Source organism: Sphingomonas sp., from assembly GCF_050725575.1.
Lineage (GTDB): Bacteria > Pseudomonadota > Alphaproteobacteria > Sphingomonadales > Sphingomonadaceae > Sphingomonas.
The window spans coordinates 129,834-154,019 of the sequence record NZ_JBOHHW010000006.1 but is presented as its reverse complement, the minus strand read 5'-3'; the positions used below and the strand labels follow the sequence as shown (position 1 = coordinate 154,019).

Sequence of the window (24,186 nt, the reverse complement as noted above, 5' to 3'; positions counted from 1 at the left end):
GGCATGATCACACTCTCTTTCCTTCATATCCCGGTGCAAGCAGTGCGAGCAGCGCAACATAGAACAGGCAGACCGTCGGCAGCAGATAGCGTGCCGGATCTGCAACACCGAACACGAGCAGCATCCCAAAATTGCCCAGGCCGAGCGCGGCCGGGAGCAGCGCGCCGAGCCGGACGCCCGTACGTCGCCGCAGCCAGCCGAACAGCAGTATTGCCAGCGAACCGACCAGTGCGACCGACTGCACCCTGGGATAGCGCAGCAGATGCACCTCCAGCCATTGGAACGGCGCAGTCGCGGGGCCCGCCTGCCAGAGCTGGACCGGGTGGTTGGCATGGAGCCGTGCCATCATTTCGCGGCGTTCCGCCAATGCCGTCGCCGAGGCCGCAGCATTGACCGCGTCGCCGGCAATGCCCCAGCTCGCATGGTCCTGCGAGCGCACCAGATATCCCGCATAGGTCAGCCGATGCCCGCCATAGGCGAGCGGGTGGGCGAGGATTTCGAATGCCCAGCGGCGCTTGAGCGGCGCGTCGAGCGGGTCATAAGCAGCCGAATAGCCGGCACAAGGGCCCCATGGCGCGAACGGATCCCACATATTGGGCAGGAAGCAGGTGGCGATCGGCGGCAGCTGCGCTGTGGGCCAGGCGGGAACCTTAGCGAAGGCATTGGTCCCCGTGCGCAGCGAAATCGCCGCAAGGTCGAAGATCACCAGCTGCTTGTCGGGATGCACGTCTTTCGCGCCGAAGAGATGGGCGTCGACCGCACGGTTCAGCGGCACGGCGAGCACGCCGAGCAGTAGCGCGGCTGCGACGAAGGCAGCATAAAGCCTGAATGAGCGCAGGAAGAAGGGGAGCAGCAGGGCGAAGGCGAGTACGAAGGTCAGGAAGTTGGGCGATTTGATCAGCAGCACGAGCGCGGTCAGCGTTGCAAGTGCGGTCCCGAGTGCGTAGCCGGGCCGGACATGCAGGGCATGGCGGAGCAGCTGGACGAGGATCAGCAATGCGCCGAGGGTGACGATATCCTTGCCGATCGAGCCGAAACTCCCCGCCAGCACGACTCGCAGCAGCAGCTCGAGCGCAAGCGTCAGCCGGCCCCTGAATGTCGGGGACACGTGCGGCAGGAAACCAGCGAACAGGCCGAGCAGCAGCGACTGGACCAGCAACGCTCCGGCCGGCTGTCCGAGCGGTCCGCCGGGCAGGCTCCATAGCCAGCCAAGCGTCGGCGAGTGCCAATTGCCGAGCTCGCCGCGCGCGGTCATCGTGATGACAGCGTAGAGCGAATCCTGGTTGAGCCGTCCCGGATAGCTGACCGCGAAGCAGAGCGCGGCAAACGCGATACCGGCCGGCCAATGGAATGCGAGTGCCGGATCGGAGAAGCGGGGACTGGTGATGCGCTCGCCGATCGTGCGCGGCATGGCGGGGCTCCAGCCTATCGGTCGCACGGTGATGTCCGCACCCTGTGCGATCCGTCCATGACGATCCTTCCCCGCAATCCGATTGCCCGAGAAGGACCATATCCGCGGCAATGCAAAGGCGCCAGCAGCACCCTTAGGGAGTCGTTGCTGCGATGGTCAGACAATGGCGGGCGCGAGCCAGCCCGCCTCGCGCAACAGGCCGACACGGGCGCGTGACACCGGCGCCTCCAGGCCGCCGGTCAGCCGGAGCCGTAGTTTCCGTCCGTCCTCGACCACGCCGGTAATGGCTGATTGCGCGACCCACCATGAACGGTGCGTCTGCACGCCCTCGATATCCGTCAGCCCGGCCATTGCCTGGGATAGTGACATCAGAACCAGCGCCGAGCCATGCGGGGTGTGCACCCGGACATAATGATCCTCCATCTGCAGGCACTTTATGTCCCGGCCGAGATAAGCGGGCAGGCGATCGCGAAGATCGGCCGAAGCGGGGCCGGATGTCGGATCGGGTCCGGTCTCCGGGTTGGTGCTGAATGCTGCGGGACGCTTCACCGCCCGCGCACGCAAAAGCATGCCGATGGTGAGCAGCACGCTGAGCAGCAGGCATTGGCCATACCATTCGAACCAGCCGACCCGCGCGACCATCGGCCAGAGCCTGAGCGCGAGCATCCGGCTGGCGATGGCGGGCAGGATCGCGAGGATCGCGATGACCGGCGGCGCCCAGAGCCAGGCCGGGAGTGCGCGGCGTTGTGCCCAACCCGACAGCAGCGGCACACCGAGGCCGAACACCAGCCAGCCGATCCACAGGCAGGCAACCCAATAGGCGATCCGCACCGGCAGCGCTCCGTTGAGATAGCTGCCGAACGGCCCGATCGCGCCCAGCGTCACGCCGAGCAGCGTGGATATGACAAGGCCGGCCCCCACCTCCCGCCAGCCGTTCCGCATCATGCCCGCCGATTCCATAGCCTGACTCTAGCCGCGGATGCCGCGATGCGCAGCCGGAAGATGATAGCGACGATCGGGACCGTCCATTCGCCCGATCGCGAACCCGTTCGCCCATTCGCGCAGAACCGTTGGCTGGCAAGCGAACGCTGCGTCACGACTGGCCCCTCATCCTGTCAGCCATTGAAGAAGACCCCGATGCCCGCCCTGTCTTTATCCGTTCTTCCCGCGATCGCCGCGCTGACCGTGCTGTCTGCATCCGTCGCGCCGGCTGCCGTATCGGCCCAAATTGCCCCAGCCGCGGTGGCGCCGGTTGTGGTCTCGTTCACGCGGATCGTCGTGCCCGATGGCGATGGCCCGGGGATCGAGGCGGGCATCTGGGCGCCGCGCGATACATCGCCCGGAGCCCGGCCGCTGGTGGTCATTTCGCACGGCACCGGCGGGGATTTCCATAGCCATCACGATACGGCCGCAGCCCTGGCGCAGGCTGGGTTCGTCGTCGCCGCACTGACTCATACCGGCGACAACTGGCGCGACCGCAGGCGGGCGACGGACATGGCAGAGCGACCGCGTCAGCTTTCGGTTCTCATCGATTATATGCTGGGCAGGTGGGAGGGGCGCAGCGGAATCGATGCAAAGCGCATCGGCGCGTTCGGTTTTTCGTCCGGTGGTTTCACCGTGCTGGCGGCAGCCGGCGGTATACCCGACCTCTCTCGCATCGCCGAGCATTGTCGTGCCAATCCGGCATTCTACGATTGCACCCTGACAGCGGCTCACCCGCCGGGGAGCGGGGTGAGCCAGCGCTGGACTCATGATATGCGCATCAAGGCGGTTGTGGCGGCGGCGCCGGCGCTCGGGTTCACGTTCACCCGCGCCGGTCTTGCCGGGGTGAAGCAGCCGGTCCAGTTATGGCAGGCTGAAAAGGACCGTGTCCTGCCGTCGCCCTGGTATGCCGAGCCGGTGCGCGCGGCGCTCTCCCGAGCGCCGGAGTTCCACAACGTCACGGGTGCCGATCATTTCGACTTCCTGCCACCTTGTGCACCGGCGCTCGCGGTCGCGGCGCCCGCGATCTGCACCGCTACGCCGGGGTTTGACCGCGCGGCGTTTCACGAGCGTTTCAATCGCGAGGTAACACGCTTCCTGTTGGCCAGGCTGTAACCGAGCAGCCCATGGGCGTCAGCGGACTCGCGAATATTCCAGTCTGACGGTCAACATTTCCGGACCGCCATGGGCTTCGAAATATTCATAGGTAAAATGATCGCGGTCGATGATCGCCATCACCTCCCGCACCGGAATCTCGCTGCCGCCCGGTGTCGGCGCGGCCATGCTGCCGCGAAAAATATAGGTCCGGGTGCCCGCGTCGAAGCGACCGCGCGCGACCACCATGCCGGGGAAATTGACGTCCATCCAGGTGCTGAAGAACTCGCCGGTGCCGTTGTCATAGCCGATATAGCCCAGGCCCTCGAAATGGGTCCCGTCATCGATGCGCAATGTCTGCCGCAGATGCTGCCGGTTGAGTATCATCGCGAATTCGGCCGTGCCCCGATCGATCTTCGGCGCCGCACTGGCCTTGCTCCAGAAGCTCTGTCTGACCGACCAGGTACCGGCGAGGCTTGCCAGTTCGCGGTGGTGCGGATCGATCGGCGCAGCCGGCGATGCCGGTCGTGCCGCGACTGCGACAGGGACCATGATGGTTGCCGCCATGAGGGATATCAGCAGGGGATGGGTGAACTTCATCGGTGTTACTCCGCATGCGAGATTGAGCGAGTTCGCATCCGGGCCTACAGCTTTCAACTACCTCCCGGGTCGTTGCGCTGTGATCGTGCAATGCAGAACAAGGCAGGACAGATGTCGTCCCTGGACAGGAAGCTTTATCCGCCGATCGGCATGTTGTTGCGCGAATGGCGTGGCGTACGCCGGATGAGCCAGCTCGACATGGCGTTTGAGTGCGGCATGTCCGCGCGGCACCTGGGCTTTGTCGAGACGGGCAAGGCGCGGCCGTCGCGCGAGGCGGTCGGGCGTTTCGCTGACGCGCTGACGCTGTCGCTGCGCGAGCGCAACGCGTTTCTTCTCGCCGCCGGCTACGCGCCGCAATATGCGGAGCGGGATCTCGCAACACCCGCGCTGGAGCGCATGCGTCATGCGGTGGAGCTGATCCTGCATCACCAGAATCCCTATCCGGCCTTTGTCCTCAATCAGCATTTCGACGTGCTGATGACCAATGACGCGGCGCTGAACGTCAACCGGTTTGTCATGCAAGGGCGCGAAAGCCGTCATACCAACCTGCTCCGGCAGATCTTCGATCCGGACGATTTCAGGCCGGTGATCCTCAACTGGCCCGAGGTCGCGATCGGCTTTCTGCGGCGGCTGCACCACCATCTCGCCGCAACGCCCGGCGACGAACAGGGGCAGGCATTGCTGACGGAGCTGCTCAGCTATCCCGATGTGCCCGCCGCATGGCGCTTTAGCGGGATCGGCAGTGAAGCTGAACCGATCCTCACGCTCAATTTTCACAGCCCCGCCGGGCCGCTACGCTTCTTCGAGACGATCACGAGGTTCGCCGCGCCGTTCGATGTGACGCTCGACGAGCTGCAGATCGATTGCGCCTTTCCGATCGACGGGCCGACCGCTTCGATCTGCTCGTCGCTCGCGGCCGGCGAAACGCCGTAAGGGACTCACAAGGCGGGTGGGTCGAGCCGCTGGGCATTCACCCGCTGGATCAGGTCGGCCATCAGTGTGGCTGCGTCGTGCGCTTTCAGGTCATGGATGTCCGGGCCGTCGAACATGCCGGCGCCCGCCGTGTCGATCCGTACGCTGGCCAGGCCAAGCCGGCGCTGGATCCAGCCGCAACTGAGCGAGATCGACTGGATACGCGCCATCGGCACCAGCCACAGGGTGCGGCCGACCACACCGCGTTGGACCTGGAGCAGGTCGCCATTGAGCGCGTAGCGGTGATGCTTGCGCCGTAACAGCGCGACGGCAAGCAGCGGCAGGAGCAACGGCAGGGCGAACAGCGCGGCGACCTTCCACAGTGCTGCTGCAGCGATCACCACAGCTGGGAGAGCAATGTTGCGCAGCACTGCGCGCCAGACGTGCCGGTGCGACACTTGAATCATCTCGGCCGGATCGACCCGACTCAGCCGGAGCACGGCCAGCAACCGGTCGACTTCGTCGGGCCGCGCGAGCGGCGCGAGATCCTGGCGCCCGGTCGCCCCTTCACCGCCGAGCAGCTGGCCGCGCAGTTGCTGCCAGCCGAGCCGACGGCGGACCGGCCCGGAATCGATCGCGGCGAGCTGGATGCGCGGCAACGCGATGACTGCCTCGCTGCGCGTCAGCAGCCCGCGCACCCGGCGCAAACGCCCGCCATCACCCGACAGCGTGAAGCCATAATCGCGCAGCATGGTCCGGATCAGGCCCGCCACCACGCCGAGAACGACGACCAGCGCAGCACTGCTCGCAATGGCCGCCGCCAGCGAACCGTTGGAGCGCGAGGCGATCATGCCGGTGCGGGTGGCGATGGTGTGCAGCAGGGTTTCATTGTCGAGGCCCAGCAGCGGACCGAGGAATTGCAGCGCGCCCAGACCGACCGCGATCCAGACCAGCGAGAAGTTGAACAGGCCCCAGAGCAGCACGCGTCCCGTGTCCATCGCGAACAGGACTGGCGTCAACGAGGCTTGGGTGAGGTCCGTTTGATCCTTGGCCGTTTCCGCTCCGGACGGCGCCGCGCGCTCCCGGCGCAGCACCGCCCGCAGCTGTTCCGCCTCGGCCACCGACACGCTGTCGAGCTTGCCCTCATCCTGCCCCGATCCACCGGTTTCCAGCGACAAGGTGGCCAGCCCGAACAGCCGCTGCAACAGGCCTTGTTCGATCCCGGCATCGGCGATGCGTTCATAGGGAATGGTCCTGCGATTGCGGCTGAGCACGCCGCTTTCGATCACCACCGCGTCATCGGTCAGCACATAGGTAAAGCGCCGCCACGCGACCCAGCGCAGTGCTGCCGCACCCAGGAACGCGGTGGCGGCAATCGCGAGCACCAGCGCGAGGTTCATGCTCGACGTGACCGCCAGCACGGCCGGCAGGCCGAGCAGGGTCGAGGGCGCCCCCCGGATGATCGCCACCAATATGGTGGCCGGATGGAGGCGCTTGGGTTCCCCCTCCACGCCGGTGTCGCTCACCATTGTTCGGCCCTGATATGAGCGCGAATGGTGTCACGCAGGCTCTCGGCAGTCGCCCGGCTCACACCCGGAAGCGTAACGGTTGCATGCGCAGTGCCGGCGGTATGGAGGATGAGGCGCGCGACGCCGAGCGCGCGTTCGAGCGGCCCTTGTGCCACGTCGATATGCTGGACCCGGCCGAGTGGCACCACCGTATGGATGCTGGTCCAGACGCCGTGCGCGACATGCAGCTCATTCTCCTCCAGCGCCCAGCCCCATGCCGCCCAGCGTCGGCGCGGCGCGACCAGCAGTGACCAGAGCGCAATCAGGCCCAGCCCGAGCGCGAAGGGCCAGCCCGGCCAACCGAGTTCGGCATGTGCGGCATAACCCGCCGCCACGCCGCCGGCGATAAGCGCAAGAGACGGGGTCAGCGCGCCCACATGCATGACGATGCGCTGGCCGGTTTCGAGCGGGGTGAGGGGAACGTGGTTCATCGCGGCTTTGCTCTCGTTGCAGCGGCGCATAGCCGTCGCTGTCACTGAAGGAATTGACCTGCCCGTCAACCGGTCCGCCACGGTGTCCATGGGCGCTGGTCCGGTCAAGCCCGAACCCGCTCCGGACGATATCGGGAACAGCAAGTGTCGACAGAGAACGCCGGACCCGAAAACCGCTATTTGAAATCTTTCAACCGCTCGACCGCGCGAACCTGATCCTGCGCGCAGGATTCGACCATTACCCAGTCCGGAATCCCATCGCTTTCCCAGCGCGCGCGACACACCGAAAACGCGACGGCGATTGCCTTGTCCTGATATGCCTGTTTGAGCAACGCGAAGCTGCGATAGCCGATTGCCTGGTCCCGGACGCATTCCCCGGGCGCCTTGGGCAGGCGCTGGATGCCGGGGGTGGTTTCGGTTTCCTGGGCCTTGCACAGACGATCGGCAGCGGCGGCATCGAACGCGCCGGGAAGCCGCACGGCATCGGTCAGCGGCGTGCTTTCTTCCTCCAGGCAGGAGGCAGACATCTGCCAGTCGATCAGCTGATCCTCGGTCCATTTCGCTAGGCATCGCCGGCTGACCGGCTCGGCGTCGGCACCGAGATGCGCAGCGAGCAGGGCAAATCGCCGCTGGCCCTCCAGTTGGCGTTCCATGCAGGTCATCTGCTCGTTCAGATCGCCCTCGCGCGCATCTTTCAGGCAAACCTTGGTCGCCATGGCGGAATCGAAACCGGGCTGAGCCGTGGCGGCCGCCGCGAGAGCGATAAGGGACAAAAACATGAGGCCTCGCAAACGATCCGGGGATCGTGCGATTAGAACAACATTTAGGCGCGTGGAACTGCTTTCCCCCATCAACCCTGAATCCGATCCGGGCTTATCGACATGGTCCTGAAGCTACGCCATCCCGGAACAAGTCCGGGGTGACGATGAGGTGTTGCCCAACACCCAGGCCCGGGAGTGCGGGGCGCCGCCATAACGGCGCCCCTTAACTCTCACGCCGCCTGGGCTGCCTCCTGCGGCGCATCCTTGGCGCAGGCCGCGGCGTGCGCCGGGCGGTCGGCGATGCGCGCAAGATAGGCGTCGAGCACCGCATTCTCCGGCAAGACTTCGCGACCCCAGCCGATCGTCGCGCCGATCATCACGTCGACCGCAGTGAAGCGATCGCCCATCAGATACGGGCCGGCGGCCAGCGCCTGGTCGATCCGCTGCATCACCGCGACCAGCGAATCCGCCGTGCGCGGATTCTCCAGCGCATTGGGGACGAATTTGAGCATCGCCACCAGCGGTTCGAACTCGCTGGCGTTCCAGGCAAGCCAGGTCAGGAAAGCGCCGCGATCGGCGGTACCGACCGGCGCGCCGATCCCGGCGCCAGGATGGAGATCGGTGAGATGGATGGCGATCGCGATGCCCTCGGTCACCAACGTGCCGTTATCGACAATCGCCGGCACCTTGCCGTCGGGATGGGCATTGCCCGCGGCGCGCGATGCGGCGCCGCCATCGCCCGCGCCGCCGCCATAGACGATCGGCACATAACGCGTCTCATAAGGCACGCCGAGTTCCTCGATCAGCCACATGGTGCGGCCCGAACGGCTTTGCGGAGCGTGGTAGAATGTCAGCATGATCGGTCTCCATGGCCGCCGGCGGTGTGCCGGGGCGGTGAAGCTTGACTAGAACAGGGCTGCTGCCACCATGCTGTCAGCATCCTGCCATTATGCGGATTTTCATGAGACGCGCAGACCGCCTTTTCCAGATCATCCAGGTGTTGCGGCGAACCCGCCACCCAATCACCGCCGACGCCATCGCGCTTGAGCTCGAGACGTCGAAACGCACCATTTACCGCGATATCGCGACGCTGATGGGGCAACGCGTGCCGATCCGCGGCGAGGCAGGCGTTGGCTATGTGCTCGACGGCGGGTTCGACATGCCGCCATTGATGCTGACATCGGACGAGCTGGAGGCGGCCGTGCTCGGTGCGCAATGGGTGCGCACGCAGGGCGACCGTGCGCTGTCCAAAGCGGCCGACGATCTGATCGCAAAGCTCGCCGCGACAGTGCCGGAAGCGCTGCGTTCGCTGCTGCTCGAACCGGTCGTCGCCACGCCGCCGCGCTGGCGCACCGCGCCGCCCGAGAGCATCGATGTCGGGCAGCTGCGGCTATGGTGCCGGCGCGGCAGCAAGCTGGCATTGGTCTATGCCGACGATCAGGGCCGTGGCTCGACCCGCACGATCTGGCCGTTCCTGGTCGGCTATCGCGACGCGGTGCGGGTGATGATGGCGTGGTGCGAACTGCGCGAGGATTTCCGCACCTTCCGGCTCGACCGGGTGCAGGAGGCGGTGTTCCTGGAAGAACGCTATCGCGAGCGCCCTGCCGCGCTACGCGCGCGCTGGATGAAGCTCATGAAGGCACGTCATCAGGAGGTGATGGCGGCGCGGGGCGAGGGGGCTTAGGCTCTGCGGACGGTATTTCCGGCGGCATTCGTGAGAATAGGACTCGCCCGCCTCTCAAGCTACGTCACCCCGGACCTGTTCCGGGGTCCACCGCGCCGCGCGAGCCGCACTTGCCGTTTCTGCGGCCCAGTGGACCCCGGAACAAGTCCGGGGTGACGACGGGATTATTGGCCGGCTCCTCCATCAAGCCCGCAGTCGTATTGTACGAATAACCGAACAGCCTGTGCCGATTCGGACCAATTATCGCACGAGCTCCTGCTGTCTATATCGCCGCTCAGCATTCAGGAGACAGTAAATGACCGACATCCCGACCAATCCATCGCGCATCGCCATCGTCACCGGCGGCAGCCGCGGGCTGGGCCGCAATACCGTGCTCAACCTTGCGCAGCGCGGTATCCAGGTGATCTTCACCTATCATTCCAATCGCGCGGAAGCCGACAAGGTCGTCCGGGCGGCCGGGGAGGCGGGCGGACGCGCCGTCGCGCTGCAGCTCGACACCGGCAATGCCGGCAGCTTCGATGCTTTCGTCGCCGCGCTCCGGCCGGTCCTGGCCGGCTTCGGCACGGATCGCTTCGACTATCTCGTGAACAATGCCGGCATCGCGCACCATAACAGCTTCGCCGAGACGACCGAGGCCGAGCTCGATCATGTCTTCAACGTCAATTTCAAGGGCGTCTTCCTGCTGACGCAGAAGCTGTTGCCGCTGATCAATGATGGCGGGCGGATCGTGAATATCTCGACCGGCCTGACTCGCTTCACCACCCCGAACAGCATTCCCTATGCGTCGCTGAAGGGCGCGCTCGAGGTGTTCACCCGCTACCTTGCCAAGGAGCTCGGGCCGCGCGGAATCACCGTCAACACCGTCGCGCCGGGCGCGATCGCCACGGATTTCAGCGGCGGCGTGGTGCGCGACAATCCGGCGGTCAACAAGATGGTCGCGGACATCACCGCGCTTGGCCGGGTCGGCGAGCCCGACGATATCGGGCCGATGATCGCGTCCCTGCTTTCCAACGACAATCGCTGGGTCACCGGCCAGCGCATCGAGGTGTCGGGCGGCATGGTTCTCTGACCCGGGGCAGCCGCGATGCCATGGCAAGGGCCGCGAGGCGATCAGTTCGGGTCGTCTTGCGGCTTGCCCGCGTCACGTTTCGCCTTGAGGGAATAGGACGCGCCGATCGCCACGCCCACGGCGACACCCATCGCCAGGTTGCCGATGATCGCGCCAAAGACCAAGCCAATCGCCAATCCCACACCCAGGCCTCGATATGCCATCGTCCGACTCCAATCCACTGTGTTGGTCGGCTATAACACGGAGTGACGCCTGTGTCGCTCCTTTTCCAGACTGCCCTTTGCCGCTCGTGCCATTTGAACGCCAATGGCGATTGCATTCGTTCCGCCGGACCTTATCCAGCGGTGCAATGAAGATGATCGGCCTGATCGGGGGCATGAGCTGGGAAAGCTCGGCCGAATATTACCGCCTGCTCAACCAGGGGGTGCGCGACCGGCTTGGCCCGACCGCATCGGCGCGCTGCCTGTTATGGTCGTTCGATTTCGCGGAAATCGAACGGCTGCAGCATGCCGGCGACTGGCCGGCGCTGACCGGACTGATGACCGATGCCGCACGCCGGCTCGAAGGCGCGGGGGCGGAACTGCTGCTGATCTGCACCAACACCATGCATTTGATGGCGGATGCCGTGCAGCAAGCCGTGTCGGTGCCGCTGCTGCACATCGTCGATCCGGCGGCGGAGCAGGTCAAACAGGCCGGCTTTCGCCGCATCGGGCTGCTCGGCACCGCCTTCACCATGGAGCAGGATTTCTACACCGGGCGACTGGCCGAGCGGTATGGGCTCGACGTGCTGGTGCCCGATACGGACGACCGCGCGATCGTGCACCGCATCATCTATGACGAGCTGATCGCCGGTGTGGTTACGCCGGCATCGCGCGACGCATACCGCGCGGTGATCGCGCGGCTGGTGGCACGCGGGGCCGAGGCGATCGTCCTGGGCTGCACCGAGATCATGCTGCTGGTCCGGCCGGAGGACAGCGCCGTGCCGCTGTTCGACACCACAACGCTGCACGCCCGCGCGGCCGTCGTGCAGGCGCTTGGTTAGAATGTCGCCTATCCCGTCAAAGGCTTAGACAGCGCGTCGCGCAGCACGGTGATCAACCGGTCATCGTCCGACTGAGCGACGTTGAAGCGGATAAAGTCGCCGGCCGATTGCGCGACGCTGAACACATTGCCCGGCGCGATCACCACGCCGTGGTCCAGGCAATAGCGGGCGATATCGGCTGAATCCTGCCCCTCGGGCAGGCGGCACCAGAGATAGAAGCCGCCGCGCGGCATGAGCCACGGACTGATGCCGAGCGGGGCGAGCCGATCGGCAACCGCCTGGCGTGCATGGCTCAGCCGGCGGCGCAGTTCCTCGACATGTTTGCGATAGCTGCCGCCGGCGAGGATCGAGGCGATCACCTCGGTCGCGACCGGGCTGGGGCCGCCAAAGCTGGTGGCGACCTGCAGATCGACCAGTCCCTCGATCCAGTCGGTGCGTCCGGCGATATAGCCGCAGCGCACCGAGGCCGAGAGCGTCTTGGAAAAGCTGCCGATGCGAATCACGCGCTCGAGCCCGTCGAGAATGGCAAGCCGCGGTGCGGGCGACGGTTCGAAATCGGCGAAGATGTCGTCCTCGATGATCGTCGTTCCGTGCGCGGCGGCAAGGCCGAGCAGGCGGTGCGCGGTCTGCGGCGACAGGCTGGCGCCGGTCGGGTTATGCAGCGCGGAATTGGTGATGTAGAGCCGTGGATGCTCCGCGGCCAGCGCGGCCTCGAACGCGACAAGGTCCGGGCCATGGGGCGTGAAGGGTACGCTGATCAGCCGCACCTGATGCGCGCGGAGCAAGGCCTGGAAATTGAAATAGCATGGGTCGTCGACCAGCACTGTGTCGCCGGGCCGCAACAGGAAGCGGCAGATCAGGTCGATCGCCTGGGTGCCCGATCCGGTCAGCATCAGCTGGTCGGGGGCTGCTTCCAGCCCTTCCTCGGCAAAGCGCGCCAGCAACAGCCGGCGCAACGCGGCCGACCCGCGCGTGCTGCCATAATGCGAGAGCAGGGCGCTGTCGGTCCGGGCGAGCGCGCGCAGGGCGCGGCGTAGCGCCGCCTGCGGCATCCAGTCCGCCGGCAGCCAGCCGCATCCCGGCATCAGCGCCGATGGATCGGCGTCGAGCGACTGGCGCGACACCCAGAAGGGATCCAACGCCGGATCGCGCCGCGCGCCCATATCGGCCAGCGCCATGGGCGGTGCCTTGTTGCCCGAGACATAGAAGCCGGCACCGCGCCGGGCATGGATCAATCCCTGAGCGGCAAGCCGGTCATAAGCCTCGACCACCGTCGAGGGCGAGACGTGCATCGTCTCGGCGAAGCGGCGCACTGAAGGCAGGCGCTCGCCCGCGCCAAGCGCGCGATTGGCGATCCGCGCAGTGATCGCCGCCATCAGCGCCTCGGTGCGCGTCGTGGCTGCTTCTGTCATGCCGGACTCCACATTGTATCGGTCAATGAACCCATACAGTTTTATCGAACTGTACCATAGTGTCCCTGTCGATATCACCTGTACAGGCCTAGCCGGGTCGCGAAAGCGAGGACTTATGGAACGGACGACGGCAGGCTGGGGCAGCGGATTTCTGGGCGTGCTCATCTTCAGCGGGTCGCTGCCGGCGACGCGTGTCGCGGTAGCCGATCTATCGCCTTTGTTCCTGACTTCCGCGCGTGCCGTGATCGCGGCGCTGCTTGGCGCGCTGTTTCTCCGCCTGCTGCACCAGTCGCGGCCGGCCCGGAGCGATCTGGTGCCGCTGGCGATCGTCGCGATCGGCGTCGTGCTCGGCTTCCCGCTGCTCACCGGGCTTGCGCTGCGCCATATCACCGCTGCGCATTCGATCGTGTTTGTCGGGCTGTTGCCGCTGGCGACTGCGATCTTCGGCGTGGTGCGCGGGGGCGAGCGGCCACAGCCGGCTTTCTGGCTGTTCTCGACCATCGGCGCGGCGACCGTCGCAGGTTTCGCTTTGTATCGCAGGGATGGTGGAGAACTGGCCGGTGACTTGCTGATGATCGCGGCGATCCTGCTTTGCGGCCTTGGTTATGCCGAAGGCGCAACGCTCTCGCGCCGGCTTGGCGGGTGGCAGGTGATCAGCTGGGCATTGCTGCTTGCGCTGCCGCCGATGATGCTGATTGCGCTGCTCACCGTACCGGCGAGCTGGGCCGGGGTTGGCGTGCCGGCATGGATTGGTCTCGCCTATGTCTCGATCTTCTCGATGCTGATCGGGTTCGTCTTCTGGTATCGCGGACTGGCGCTGGGCGGCATTGCCGGGGTCGGCCAGTTGCAGCTGCTGCAGCCCTTTTTCGGACTGGTGCTGGCGGCGCTGCTGCTGCACGAGCCGGTCGCCTGGACGATGATCGCGTCGACCGTCGTCGTGGTATTATGCGTGGCGGGGGCGAAGCGCTTCGCCTGATGGTCAGTGCAGCGCCATAATGCGTTCGGCGACGATCGCGACGGCGGCGCGCTGATCAGTCTCGGCAGTGCAGAGATAATGATGCGCCGGATTGTCCAGCGCCTGGCCGTCCGGCAACAGCACCAGCGCGCCGCTGTCGAGCGATGCCTGGGCGGTCGGCAGGCGGAGCAGGGCGATGCCGAGCCCGGCGGCGGCGGCGATCAGCAGCGTGTCGTAATCCTCGAAGCGGCGGTCCTGCCAGCGCGGGTGATAGCTCAGCCCGGCGGTGCCGAACCATGACCGCCACTGCGCGGTGTCGGAATCATGCAGCAATGGATGGTGCAACAGATCGGATGCGCGCCATGCCGGCCCGAGCTTCGCGGCCAGCGCCGGGGAGGCCGCCGGGACCAGCCGCTCGCTGAGCAGCAACCGGGCGGTCAGCCCCTGCCAGTTTCCGCGGCCATAGCGGATCGCCACATCTGCCTCGCGCGCGCCGAGATCATTAGGGCGGTGGTCGGTCAGCAGGTCGATATGGATATCGCCGCGCTCGATCTCTGCCAGGCGCGGGATCAGCCAGAGCCGGGCGAAGGACGGCACTGCGCTCAGCCGCAAGGTCTGGCGTCCGCGCCATGGTCGCCATTGCTGCGCACTGCGCGACAGCGCGCCGAGGCTCGTGCGGGTCTCGGCGGCGAAGCGCCGGCCGGCCGGGGTCAGCGTCACGCCGCGACCGTGTCGTTCGAACAATGCGGTGCCGAGCCACGCCTCAAGCCCGGCGATCCGCCGGCTGACCGAGCCATGGGTGATGCCAAGCGCCTCTGCCGCGCCGCTGAACGATCCGGCATCGGCGGCGGCGAGCAGCGCAGTCAGGCCATCAAGCGGCGGCAAGGCAGCATCGCTGTGCATTCCATGCACATCTCACCATCGATTGGTGCGCTATGTCAACGCCTCGCGCCGCCTAGTCTGGGGGCATGACACTGCATTCCTCCTGTCTCGCCCTGACGTCGCTGGTCCTCGCGATCGCCGGACTCTTCCCTGCGTCGGCGCTGGCGCAGCGTGTGCAGGACAATGCCGTCACCGATGCCGAGGACGCGTTCGGGTCCAATGACGGCGGGGAGGAACTGGGCATTTACGGCCCGACCGACGTGCGCGGCTTTTCGCCGATCGATGCCGGCAATGTTCGGCTCGAGGGACTGTATATCGACCGACAGGGCGATCTCAGTCCGCGGCTGGTCGAGGGCAACCGGATCCGCATCGGGCCGTCCGCGATCGGCTATCCTTTTCCCTCGCCCTCGGGGATTGTCGATTATCGGCTGCGCACGCCCGGCGCGCGGCTGGCGGTGAGTGCGGTGACTCAGCTTCACAGTTTCGGCGGCGCATTGATCGAGGTCGATGCGCAGGTGCCGCTGACCGGCGAAACGCTCGGCCTGGGGATCGGGGTGAGCCAGGCGCACAATGAATATGCCTCGGGCAATAATGCCGATATCCTCAGCACCGCGCTGATCGGCGTGTGGCGGCCCGCGCCGTCGATCACGATCAAGCCGTTCTGGAGCCGGGTGCGGATCGTCGACGAGGACATCTTTCCGATCATCATCGGCAATGGCGCCACCCCGCCGCCGCGGATGCGTCGTCGCCAGTTCGTCGGACAGCACTGGGCCGATGTCGAGACCGAGCGCTTCAACTACGGCGTGATCGGGCAAGGCCGGATCGGCGATTTCAATGTTCGTGCGGGGGCGTTCCGGTCGGTCACGCGGATCCTGGAATCGCACAGCGTGCTGCTTGATGCGGCAGCGCCCGGCGCGCTGGCGGCGCGTCGCGTGGTGGGCGCGCCGCCACGCTCCAACGCCTCGACCAGCGGCGAGATCGGCGTGTCGCGTGTTTTCGGGACCAAGGTCGCGCAACACGAGCTGATGCTGACGGTGCGAGCCCGGTCGCAACAGCGCCGCTATGGCGGGTCGGACTCAGTGTCGATCGGCGCCGCGCCATTCGACACGCCGCTCTATGTGCCGCGCCCCGCGTTCGACTTTGGCCGCAGCAGCGACGACCGGGTGCGGCAATGGACCGTCGGGATCGGCTATCTCGGCCGTGTCGCCGGGCTGGGGCAAGTCAGCCTCGGGCTGCAGCGCAGCAACTACCGCAAGGCCGTGATCGCGCCAAGCGGGCCGTTGCCGGTCTCGCGCGATACGCCCTGGCTGTTCAATATCGCCGCGACCGTCGACATCACTCCCGCCATCGCGCTCTATGGCGGCTATACCCGCGGGCTGGAGGAAAGCGACGTCGCGCCGGAGACCGCGTCGAACCGCGACGAGGCGCCGCCGGCGATCCGCACCCGCCAGATCGATGCCGGGGTGCGCCTGCGGCTTGGCCCGATGACATTGATCGCGGGCGGGTTCGACATCGCCAAGCCCTATTACGGCCTCGACAGCGCCAATCTGTTCCGCGACCTCGGCACCGTCACGCATCGCGGGGTCGAACTGTCGCTGAACGGGTCGCCGGTGCGCGGCCTGACCATCGTCGGCGGCGGGGTGCTGCTTGATGCGCGCGTCTCTGGCGTGGAGGTCGCCAGCGGCGTGATCGGCAAGCGGCCGATCGGCACGGCGAAGCACACGCTGATCGGCAGCCTGGACTGGCGCCCGGTGCACTTCGACGCCTTCTCCATCGATCTGGGCGTTGAGTATCGCGGAGCAAGCCTGGGCGATGCCGCCAATCTGGTGAAGGTGCGGCCCTACACCACGGTCGACCTGGGTATACGCTATCGCTTCCGGCTCGGCGGACGGGCGGCGATGGCGCGGCTGCGCGCGACGAACCTGTTCAACAGCGATGGCTGGGACGTCAACGGCAACAACGCCTTCACCTATATCCAGTCACGCCAGCTCATCGCGCGGCTCGCCGTCGATTTCTAACCCAGCCCGGCGAGCGCATCGACCAGCCGGTCCACCCCCGTTTCGGCGGCGGCGATCGAGGCGGCGAGGCGGTCGTCGGCGAACTCGTCATATTCGATCGCGACCGTGTCGGCGTTATGCAGCCCGAGATAGGCGAGCGGCACTCTCAGCCCGGCCTCGACCAGGTTCATCGCCGCCAGCCGCTGACCCGCGTCATAGCCATAATCACCCCGCGAAGTCAGGATCACCAGCCGCTTGCCGGCCGGCAGCATCGGCCAATAGGGTTCGCCCGACCGCGCCCGATCGAACCCGAAAGTGACGCCGACCCGCACCACATTGTCGATCCACGCCTTGAGCGGGGCGGGCACGCCGAAATTATACATTGGCGCGCCGATCACGATCAGGTCGGCGGCGACCAGCTCGGCGGTGAGCCGATCGCTCTCCGCCAGCACGTCGCGCTGCGCGGCTGTACGACAGTCCGGCGGAGAGAAGGCGGCGGCGATCCAGTCGCCGCTGACCGGGGCCGGGGACAGGGCGCCGACATCGCGATAGGCGACCTGGTCCCGCGGGCGCAGCGCCGACCAGCGATCGACGAACCGCCGGCTCAGTCGCCTGGTGTGCGAGCCATGCCGGTCGCGGCCCGACAGGCCGGATCGTGCGCTGGCGTCGATATGGAGAATGCGGCGACGTTCGGGAATATGCATGTAAAATCCAGCTCATCTGTTATACGGTGTGAGCCGCAGATAGGGATCCCGCACGGCTGATGACGAATGCGAATTACTCAGCCGATGGATGATCTGGATTCATCCATGGCGCGGCATCGCCGACTCCCGCCTCTGGTTGCCTTGCGTGCGTTCGAGGCGGCGGCGCGGCATGAGAGTTTCCGCAAGGCGGCGGATGAACTGGCGGTCACGCCGACCGCGATCAGCCATCAGATCCGCCTGCTCGAAGAGATATTGGGGCTGGCGCTGTTCGTCCGTCGCACACGACAGGTCGCGCTGACCGAGGCGGGGTTGCGGCTCTACCCGACGCTGCGCGACGGCTTTGATGGTTTTGCCCGCACGATCGCCGCGCTGCGCCCGCACGCCGGGCGCAGCGCGGTGACGTTGAGCGCGACAACCCTGTTCACCGCGCGCGTCCTGCTCCCGGCGCTGGGTACATTCCAGGCGCTGCATCCCGATTGCAATCTGCGTCTGCATGCTTCTGACGAAGTGGCCGATCTTGGTGCGGGCGTGGCCGATATCGCGGTGCGCTATGGCGCGGGGCCCTTTGCCGGGCCAGTGGCGGAGGCGTTGCTGACCGATCGCTTCGGCATATTGTGCAGCCCACGGCTCGGCCTGTCGGCCCCGGCCGATCTGCGTCATGTCACCTTGCTCCACACCGAATGGAAACGCCGCGCCGGCGCGCCCGACTGGCGGCAATGGGCGGGCCTCGCCGGCATGGACGATCTCCACGTCGCGGAAGGGCCACGCTTCACTGAGGATGGCCATGCGCTGCAGGCCGCGATCGCCGGGCATGGTGCGGCGATCGCCAGCCTGGTGCTCGCTCGCGCGGAGATCGAGGCCGGGCTGCTGGTCAATCCCTTCGGTCCGGTGATCGAGGGCGCGACTTATCATGTCGTCGCGATGCCGGAGGCGCTGGCGAGTGCCGATGTCAGCGCCGTGCGCGACTGGCTGAAAGCGATCGTCGCGCCGGTCTGACCGCCGGTCCGATCAGGCGCGCATCACGCGCAGCCGCTCGCCAATCCCAATATCCCCGTGACCAGGAACAGGGTGGTGGAGGGAAAGCGCCACGGCCGGATGCCGCCCTTCAGCGCGACCGCGGCGCTGAGCACGCTGCACGCCAGGGCGAACACGGCGAGCGCGCAGGTCAGGCCGGGGCCGACATGGCCGAGCGCCGCCGCCGCGAACAGCAGCGCCATCGCCGCGATCATCAGCGTGGCGAGATGCCAGCAATAATAGGCCAGCCATTTCGCCACTCGCGGTAGCGAGGTGTCGGCGAGCAGCGGGCGCGCGACATGCACGCCACCGACAAAAGTGTGCGTCGCCCAGGTGACGGCGGCGACCAGGCTTGCGGCCCAGAGGAGGATCTCATGCATCGCCGCGTCGTCCCTTTCCCGATCCTGCCGCGCCGCCCCGCCTGTGTGCCTCCTTATAGCGGAGTCAGCGTCGCCAGGCCGTGGAGATAATAAAGCGCGGTATGGCCTTCATAGCCGGAATCGGTGCCGATGAAGAGCCATAGCCGCCCGTTCGCGTCGGACCTGGCCTCGAACCCGGCGGCATTGGTGGCGAGCGTCTTGGTTTCATAATCGGTCGGGCCGCATGGACCGGCCTGTTTCGCGATATTGCCGATCACGACCGAATCCGCGCCGGCCTGCGACTGCGCCCCGATATCGAAGGCGGGGCGCACCATCGTGCCGCCGACGATCCGGTTGGCCGGCGGGGTGGCGAGCAACCCGGTCTTCACCACCACCGCTTCGCCCGGCGGCCCGCCCGCCCCGGGGCATCCCGGCGGCGCGTCGGTCGCCAGCGTCACCGACAGGGTCAGGCGATAGCGCGTGGCAGGCCGCAGCCCGTCGATCGCACGGTGGATGTACATGAACAGATCGTCGGACACGTTGCGGCTTTGATGGCGCAGACCGCGCAGCGTCTGCAGCGGCACGGGCAATTCCTCATAGCGCGTGGCGAAGCCGATCGAGCCCTCCTGGCCGAGCGAATAATCGGCATAGGATGAAGTCCAGCTGGCGTCCGGCGCGGCAAAGGAAAAGGCGATGGTGGTCGGGGTGGGCGTCGGCGCCGGCGTTGGGGTTGGCGTTGGGGTCGGCCCCGGTGACGGGCCCTGCACGTAATTGCCGTCCCCGCACCCTGCCAGCACCATACACGCGGCGAGCAGGACGGGCAGGCCGGCGCGGTGCCGGATAGCTGGACGGGCCGGGCGGACGGGGTCGGCCATGATCACGGGCTCCTTCGACGCGGAACATCGAAAGGACGGAGTCAGGGCGGTGAACCCGTCGTCCGATCCCGGGCCTCTCCCGCTGCTCTCCGCTGTTTTTGGCAGAAAAAAAGCGACCCCTGTTATGTTGGATTTTTCCGGTTGATTATCGGTGTTTTTTCAAAGGGTTGGAAGGATCCACCCCTGTTACTGCAACAGCGGTGGAACAGGGGTGGGAACAGCGGAAAACAGGGGTGGGTTTTCGCCGGAACAGGGGGGTCAGTTTCATGATGAGAAAGAGCGGTCGGGATACGCATGGCGTCCCCGATCGCTCTCACTTTGGCATGATGGACGGCCAGGTTGAATCGGTAACGGCAATCATATGCGGTCTCGCCCCTTTCACCGGAAGGGGTACGGCACCGAAGCCCGCACCCCCTCCCTCCGGCCTCAAAAGGCGGCCGTCACCGAGAACACCACCTGGCCCGCGGCGATCGGACCATTGTCCTTGGTCGAGCTGAAATTGGGCAGCAGATAGGCCGATTCCGCCTTGCCGATATCAGTGTCGACATAGGCGACGCCCAACGTGAGCGGACCGACCACGGCATCGACGCCAAGCAGCCAGTCGACATATTTGCCGGTCGGCGCGACGCTGGTGCCGTTCGGGCCAAGGCCGGGATTGCCGTCCGAATAGCCGATATGCGCCTTGGCGGTCAGCGGCGTCTTGGGGATACCGATGGTGGCGTCGCCCCACAGATAGAGATTGTCCTCCGACTGGCCGCGGCTGAACGGCGTGTTGGAGAAATTGCCCAGCGCTTCCTGCTTCGGTGCATAAGCGACGCCGGCGAGCAGGCCGACCGGGCCGATCGTGCCGGACAATTTGGCGTAAGGCTCGAAGAAGTCGGTCTTGTCCGCGCCGCCGGGGTACATGTACCAGGTGACGCCGACATCGAGCGTCCCGCCGCCGACCGGTCGCTTGTACCCGGCGACCAGATCGAGTTCGAGATTGGCGCCGCCGAACGTGCCCCAGCCAGCGAGGTTCGACCCCCAGGCGCTGACATAGAAACCGGATTCATGCGCCACGGTCACGCCGCCCTGCAGCGCGATTTCCTCGTCCGATTGCGAGACGCCGCGGAAGCGGTAATCGGATACGAGCGCGACCGAGCCCGACACGGTGATCGGCTTGGTCGGCTCGGTATCCTGGGCCAGGGCCGGCTGGGCAAGCAGCGCGGCGGACAGCAATGCGGCTGGGCCGATAAGCGACAGTCTGGTTTTCAATGGAACCTCCCGAATTCGGTTTAGGTTCCTCCTGCATCCGGATCGCCGGACCGCTCAGTCACGAGGGCACGGAAAGGGGCATCGGTCGGCCCGGACGGGACGAACCCTAGCCGGGCTTCATTGCCGCTGTTTTGTGGGTTTGTAATGAAAGATTGCCGGCGAGGAGGGAGGGTGGACGGTTTCGAGCCGGTTCCCGGCGCTCAATCATCCAAGTTCACGCGTCAGGCCGTGCGCGATCATGCGGCATCGCAATCCGGCGAATCCGGGGAGATCACGTCCCATTTTCCAAACAGCATCAAGCCGGACGCCCCCGCCAGGCGGATCGAGGCCGCATTATCCAGCTGGCATCGGTATTGGGGTTCATAACCCTGGTCCCGGGCGAACTGACTGATCGACCGCACCACGGTTCGCGCATATCCCCTGCCCCGAAACTCCGGCAGGGTCAGCACGCCAAGATCGGCGATCGGTGCATTGTCCCAGGGGTATATACTTGCCACACTCGCCAATCGGTCTTGATCGAAGGCGCCGAACACTGCCCAATGATCCAGTTCGACATAGGCGTCCTCCAGATCCTGTTCCGACGCTGCCGATTGAAACGCGGCGAACGCATCATGGTCGTGTTCGGTCAGCCGGCGAGGCGCAGTCGACGGCTCCGTCAATATCCTCTGGTCGATGAGCTCGGGAAAGTAGAACACACAGTCCGCTCCATGCAGGACCACGCCGGCTTCCATCAGGCGCTGACGGAAGCCGGAGACCGACATATCTTGCCCCCGTTCGAGGCCGGCCTTTCGCGCCAGTGCGGGGGTGAGGACCGCTCTTGCCTGTCCGCCGGCGATTTCCAGCAACATGACCCGGCGCTCTCGGCTCAGCGCCGGGTTCAGCGTGATCGATAAGCTGCTATCATCCCGGATGACGTCGCCGGTGGTGAAGAGTTCGTTCCAATAAGTCAGGATCGTCCGCGAAAAATCAGTCATGAATGCGGGATAGCATTGGCCGTGCGGCCGAGACAGGAGGGAGGATCATGATCGGAAAGATACTTATCGCCTGGGCGGTGGTGCCGGCGATTGCCGCAGTTCAGTCGGCCCCGCCTGTCCCCAAATATTTCCCGCCGTCATTCGCGAAGCCGTCGCTCCCATGTGGTCCGGGATCGAGGAAGGATCTTCCGATCGTCAGCGACTTCGAGAACAAATGGTATTCGGGCCAGCTATCGGCCGCGCAGGAGCCATCGCTCTACGAGGCCGCGAAAGGCAGCGCGCGACCGAAGGGCAGGACAGTGCGGTTCACCTGGCTGCGGACTTTCCATCCGCCTGTCGTCGTTCGAGTGGAAGGCCTGGGAACGGCGACGCCGCGCCTGATCGCGAAGCAGCTTTCCGGTGCGGGCGGCTATGAGCCGGGCACGATCAGCAAGCGCGTGGAGCGGCGCCTGTCGTCGCGGGAAGCGGACACGCTCGCGGCAGACGTCGTGCGCACGGGCGTGTTTAAATTGCCGGCGGTTGAATGCCAAACGGGCGGTACGGACGGCGCGGAGTGGTTGGTTGAAGGTGTCGACGAGGGCGGTTATCATTTCGTGAACAGATGGACCCCCAGGCAAGGCAAAGTTCGCGACCTCGGCCTGGCAATGCTCGCATTGACCGGCTGGCAATTCGAAGAAATATACTGACGTCCGCCGCCCATCCGTTGCGAACATCCGGATCATGGTTCAAGCCACGGGCCATGTCTCCAGCCCCGCCAGCGCCACCCTATCAGCGATCCGTCCGGATGAGCCTGGAGCAGCTCTCCGCCTTTCTCGACAACGCCTTTCCGGCGGCGGCGCGCCCGGGTCTTGGCCGCGTCGTCAGTATCGAACTCGATCATGTCCGCATGGCGCTCGACCCCGGCCCCCAGATGCTGCGCCCGGGCAATATCGTGTCTGGCCCGACCCTGATGGGGCTGGCCGATGTCGCCGCCTATGCGGCTATTCTCGCCCATGTCGGACCGGTGGCGATGGCCGTGACCAACAATCTCAACATCACTTTCCTGCGCCCGTGCCGGGTCGAGACGGTGGTGGTCGATGCGCGGCTGCTGCGGCTGGGGCGACGGCTCGCCACGATCGACATCAGGCTGTGGCAGGGATCCGAGGCTGGACTGGTGGCGCAGGCAACGGTTGGATATGTCCTGCCGCAGGCCGAGGGCAGCTAGCGAGGGGAGCGATAATGATCATCCTCTGGATCATGATATTGGTACCGGTCTTCCTCGCCGCTTGCTGGTGGGATCAGCTGCTTGCCATGGTGCTTGAAAGACGTCTGCGCCGTCATGATCACAAACCGGCCCGGCGCAGAGCGGATGGCGGTCGCTGATCGCTCGTACCGCATTGCCTATCCGCCCCGCCGACTGCGTGAAGTGTTGACAGGCCGCACATCATGTAACATGTAAAAGTACATGAAGCATGACGATCACCTCCCGGACGCCGTTGACACGTCCGACAACCCCTTCGTGAAGCATTTCTCCGATCCCGAGGCGGTCGCACACTATGCCGAGGGTCCGCGGCGGGTCGTGCCGGGGCTGGAGGCCTTGCATCGGATGACCGCGATCCTGCTGGCCGAGCGGGTGCCGGCCGATGCGCGGGTGCTGGTGCTGGGCGCGGGCGGCGGGATGGAGCTGCAGGTGTTGGCTGAGGCGCATCCCGGCTGGACCTTTGTCGGTGTCGATCCGGCAGCCGCAATGCTGCGCCTGGCGGAACGCGCGGTCGGGCCCGATATGATGCGGGTCGCGCTGATCGAGGGTTATATCGACGATGCGCCGCCCGGGCCGTTCGATGCCGCGGTGTGCCTGTTGACCCTGCATTTTCTCGACGCAGCGGAACGCGAACGGACGGTCAGCGAAATCCATCGCCGGCTTCGGCCGGGCGCGCCGTTCGTCGCGGCGCATCTCAGCTTTCCGCAAGGGGACGGGCGCGAGCTGTGGCTTGACCGCCATGTGGCCTATCCCGTCGCGATGGGCGCCGATCCGGCGCAGATGCGCGGTGCCCGCGATGCGATCGCCACACGGCTCGCCACGTTCAGCCCCGATCAGGATGAGGCGATCCTGCGCGCCGGAGGGTTCGCGGAGGTCAGTCTGTTCTTCGCGGCATTCGCCTGGCGCGGCTGGATCGCCCAGGCCTGAGGTCAAAAAAAAGCCCCTCCCGGTGAGGCAAACCGGGAG

General features: G+C 66.1%; 27 protein-coding genes. 12 read left to right on the top strand and 15 right to left on the bottom strand.

Going from position 1 to position 24,186, the window contains the following annotated elements; translation table 11 throughout:
* Window positions 1–7 precede the first annotated feature (7 nt).
* Together ACRECS_RS06710 and ACRECS_RS06705 are read right to left on the bottom strand one after the other, a co-directional pair.
* Window positions 8–1,411 (bottom strand): hypothetical protein, encoded by a 1,404-nt coding sequence (locus ACRECS_RS06710; RefSeq protein ID WP_431582189.1) that lies wholly within the window; start codon window positions 1,409–1,411, stop codon window positions 8–10.
* A 156-nt stretch (window positions 1,412–1,567) separates the two neighbouring features.
* On the bottom strand, window positions 1,568–2,356 hold the full coding sequence (locus ACRECS_RS06705) for a LytTR family DNA-binding domain-containing protein (protein ID WP_431582188.1): 789 nt from the start codon (window positions 2,354–2,356) through the stop codon (window positions 1,568–1,570).
* 42 nt (window positions 2,357–2,398) lie between these two features.
* Between ACRECS_RS06705 and ACRECS_RS06700 the strand changes: the two genes are divergently transcribed.
* Window positions 2,399–3,508 (top strand): alpha/beta hydrolase family protein, encoded by a 1,110-nt coding sequence (locus ACRECS_RS06700; protein WP_431582187.1) that lies wholly within the window; start codon window positions 2,399–2,401, stop codon window positions 3,506–3,508.
* Between the two features lie 18 nt (window positions 3,509–3,526).
* Here the strand turns inward: ACRECS_RS06700 and ACRECS_RS06695 are convergent, their stop codons facing one another.
* Window positions 3,527–4,087 (bottom strand): DUF1579 family protein, encoded by a 561-nt coding sequence (locus tag ACRECS_RS06695; RefSeq protein ID WP_431582186.1) that lies wholly within the window; start codon window positions 4,085–4,087, stop codon window positions 3,527–3,529.
* Between the two features lie 111 nt (window positions 4,088–4,198).
* Between ACRECS_RS06695 and ACRECS_RS06690 the strand changes: the two genes are divergently transcribed.
* A complete protein-coding gene (locus tag ACRECS_RS06690) occupies window positions 4,199–5,020 on the top strand; it encodes a helix-turn-helix domain-containing protein (RefSeq protein WP_431582185.1) in 822 nt (273 codons plus the stop codon).
* A gap of 5 nt (window positions 5,021–5,025) precedes the next feature.
* Here ACRECS_RS06690 and ACRECS_RS06685 read toward each other — a convergent pair whose 3' ends face one another.
* From ACRECS_RS06685 to ACRECS_RS06670, 4 genes are all read right to left on the bottom strand, one after another.
* Window positions 5,026–6,528, bottom strand: a complete 1,503-nt coding sequence (locus ACRECS_RS06685) for a PH domain-containing protein (protein WP_431582184.1) — start codon at window positions 6,526–6,528, stop codon at window positions 5,026–5,028.
* Window positions 6,522–6,998: a PH domain-containing protein gene (locus tag ACRECS_RS06680; RefSeq protein ID WP_431582183.1), complete on the bottom strand. Its 477-nt coding sequence runs from the start codon at window positions 6,996–6,998 to the stop codon at window positions 6,522–6,524. Before ACRECS_RS06680 ends, ACRECS_RS06685 begins: the two co-directional genes overlap by 7 nt.
* 176 nt (window positions 6,999–7,174) lie before the next feature.
* Window positions 7,175–7,852 (bottom strand): hypothetical protein, encoded by a 678-nt coding sequence (locus tag ACRECS_RS06675; RefSeq protein WP_431582182.1) that lies wholly within the window; start codon window positions 7,850–7,852, stop codon window positions 7,175–7,177.
* Window positions 7,853–7,989: 137 nt separating this feature from the next.
* Window positions 7,990–8,616, bottom strand: a complete 627-nt coding sequence (locus tag ACRECS_RS06670) for a glutathione S-transferase family protein (RefSeq protein WP_431582181.1) — start codon at window positions 8,614–8,616, stop codon at window positions 7,990–7,992.
* Window positions 8,617–8,720: 104 nt separating this feature from the next.
* Here ACRECS_RS06670 and ACRECS_RS06665 point away from each other — a divergent pair, with 104 nt between their 5' ends.
* Entirely contained in the window at window positions 8,721–9,443 is a 723-nt protein-coding gene (locus ACRECS_RS06665; protein ID WP_431582180.1) for a helix-turn-helix transcriptional regulator, read from the top strand.
* 295 nt (window positions 9,444–9,738) lie between these two features.
* Window positions 9,739–10,512: an SDR family NAD(P)-dependent oxidoreductase gene (locus ACRECS_RS06660; protein ID WP_431582179.1), complete on the top strand. Its 774-nt coding sequence runs from the start codon at window positions 9,739–9,741 to the stop codon at window positions 10,510–10,512.
* Window positions 10,513–10,553: 41 nt separating this feature from the next.
* Here ACRECS_RS06660 and ACRECS_RS06655 read toward each other — a convergent pair whose 3' ends face one another.
* The gene (locus ACRECS_RS06655; protein ID WP_431582178.1) at window positions 10,554–10,715 is read right to left on the bottom strand and encodes a hypothetical protein; all 162 of its coding nucleotides are present in this window, start codon (window positions 10,713–10,715) and stop codon (window positions 10,554–10,556) included.
* A gap of 146 nt (window positions 10,716–10,861) precedes the next feature.
* Here ACRECS_RS06655 and ACRECS_RS06650 point away from each other — a divergent pair, with 146 nt between their 5' ends.
* On the top strand, window positions 10,862–11,554 hold the full coding sequence (locus ACRECS_RS06650; RefSeq protein WP_431582177.1) for an aspartate/glutamate racemase family protein: 693 nt from the start codon (window positions 10,862–10,864) through the stop codon (window positions 11,552–11,554).
* A gap of 8 nt (window positions 11,555–11,562) precedes the next feature.
* On the opposite strand, the gene ACRECS_RS06645 is transcribed toward ACRECS_RS06650, so the two are convergent.
* Window positions 11,563–12,966, bottom strand: coding sequence for a PLP-dependent aminotransferase family protein (locus tag ACRECS_RS06645; RefSeq protein WP_431582176.1), 1,404 nt, complete (start codon window positions 12,964–12,966; stop codon window positions 11,563–11,565).
* Window positions 12,967–13,081: 115 nt separating this feature from the next.
* Here ACRECS_RS06645 and ACRECS_RS06640 point away from each other — a divergent pair, with 115 nt between their 5' ends.
* A complete protein-coding gene (locus tag ACRECS_RS06640; protein WP_431582175.1) occupies window positions 13,082–13,942 on the top strand; it encodes a DMT family transporter in 861 nt (286 codons plus the stop codon).
* 3 nt (window positions 13,943–13,945) lie between these two features.
* Here ACRECS_RS06640 and ACRECS_RS06635 read toward each other — a convergent pair whose 3' ends face one another.
* Window positions 13,946–14,824 (bottom strand): LysR substrate-binding domain-containing protein, encoded by an 879-nt coding sequence (locus ACRECS_RS06635; protein ID WP_431582174.1) that lies wholly within the window; start codon window positions 14,822–14,824, stop codon window positions 13,946–13,948.
* 65 nt (window positions 14,825–14,889) lie between these two features.
* On the opposite strand from ACRECS_RS06635, the gene ACRECS_RS06630 reads away from it, so the two are divergent.
* On the top strand, window positions 14,890–16,821 hold the full coding sequence (locus ACRECS_RS06630; RefSeq protein ID WP_431582173.1) for a TonB-dependent receptor domain-containing protein: 1,932 nt from the start codon (window positions 14,890–14,892) through the stop codon (window positions 16,819–16,821).
* On the opposite strand, the gene ACRECS_RS06625 is transcribed toward ACRECS_RS06630, so the two are convergent.
* Complete coding sequence (locus tag ACRECS_RS06625; protein ID WP_431582172.1) at window positions 16,818–17,504, bottom strand: FMN-dependent NADH-azoreductase; 687 nt, start codon at window positions 17,502–17,504, stop codon at window positions 16,818–16,820. The genes ACRECS_RS06630 and ACRECS_RS06625 overlap by 4 nt on opposite strands.
* A 105-nt stretch (window positions 17,505–17,609) precedes the next feature.
* Here ACRECS_RS06625 and ACRECS_RS06620 point away from each other — a divergent pair, with 105 nt between their 5' ends.
* The gene (locus tag ACRECS_RS06620; protein ID WP_431582171.1) at window positions 17,610–18,500 is read left to right on the top strand and encodes a LysR substrate-binding domain-containing protein; all 891 of its coding nucleotides are present in this window, start codon (window positions 17,610–17,612) and stop codon (window positions 18,498–18,500) included.
* A 23-nt stretch (window positions 18,501–18,523) separates the two neighbouring features.
* Here the strand turns inward: ACRECS_RS06620 and ACRECS_RS06615 are convergent, their stop codons facing one another.
* The 4 genes from ACRECS_RS06615 to ACRECS_RS06600 all read right to left on the bottom strand — a co-directional run bounded on the left by ACRECS_RS06615 (window position 18,524) and on the right by ACRECS_RS06600 (window position 21,980).
* Entirely contained in the window at window positions 18,524–18,898 is a 375-nt protein-coding gene (locus ACRECS_RS06615; RefSeq protein WP_431582170.1) for a hypothetical protein, read from the bottom strand.
* A 53-nt stretch (window positions 18,899–18,951) separates the two neighbouring features.
* Complete coding sequence (locus ACRECS_RS06610; RefSeq protein ID WP_431582169.1) at window positions 18,952–19,752, bottom strand: hypothetical protein; 801 nt, start codon at window positions 19,750–19,752, stop codon at window positions 18,952–18,954.
* 426 nt (window positions 19,753–20,178) lie between these two features.
* Window positions 20,179–21,006, bottom strand: a complete 828-nt coding sequence (locus ACRECS_RS06605) for a TorF family putative porin (protein WP_431582168.1) — start codon at window positions 21,004–21,006, stop codon at window positions 20,179–20,181.
* 236 nt (window positions 21,007–21,242) lie between these two features.
* On the bottom strand, window positions 21,243–21,980 hold the full coding sequence (locus tag ACRECS_RS06600) for a GNAT family N-acetyltransferase (protein ID WP_431582167.1): 738 nt from the start codon (window positions 21,978–21,980) through the stop codon (window positions 21,243–21,245).
* 80 nt (window positions 21,981–22,060) lie between these two features.
* On the opposite strand from ACRECS_RS06600, the gene ACRECS_RS06595 reads away from it, so the two are divergent.
* The 4 genes from ACRECS_RS06595 (at window position 22,061) to ACRECS_RS06580 (ending at window position 24,147) form a co-directional block, all read left to right on the top strand.
* Window positions 22,061–22,666, top strand: coding sequence for a hypothetical protein (locus ACRECS_RS06595; RefSeq protein ID WP_431582166.1), 606 nt, complete (start codon window positions 22,061–22,063; stop codon window positions 22,664–22,666).
* A gap of 98 nt (window positions 22,667–22,764) precedes the next feature.
* Window positions 22,765–23,184 carry a PaaI family thioesterase gene (locus ACRECS_RS06590; RefSeq protein ID WP_431582165.1) on the top strand — a complete coding sequence of 140 codons (420 nt, stop codon included), beginning with the start codon at window positions 22,765–22,767 and terminating at the stop codon, window positions 23,182–23,184.
* 14 nt (window positions 23,185–23,198) lie between these two features.
* Complete coding sequence (locus ACRECS_RS06585) at window positions 23,199–23,342, top strand: hypothetical protein (protein ID WP_431582164.1); 144 nt, start codon at window positions 23,199–23,201, stop codon at window positions 23,340–23,342.
* Between the two features lie 82 nt (window positions 23,343–23,424).
* The gene (locus ACRECS_RS06580) at window positions 23,425–24,147 is read left to right on the top strand and encodes a class I SAM-dependent methyltransferase (protein ID WP_431582163.1); all 723 of its coding nucleotides are present in this window, start codon (window positions 23,425–23,427) and stop codon (window positions 24,145–24,147) included.
* Window positions 24,148–24,186: the final 39 nt, after the last annotated feature.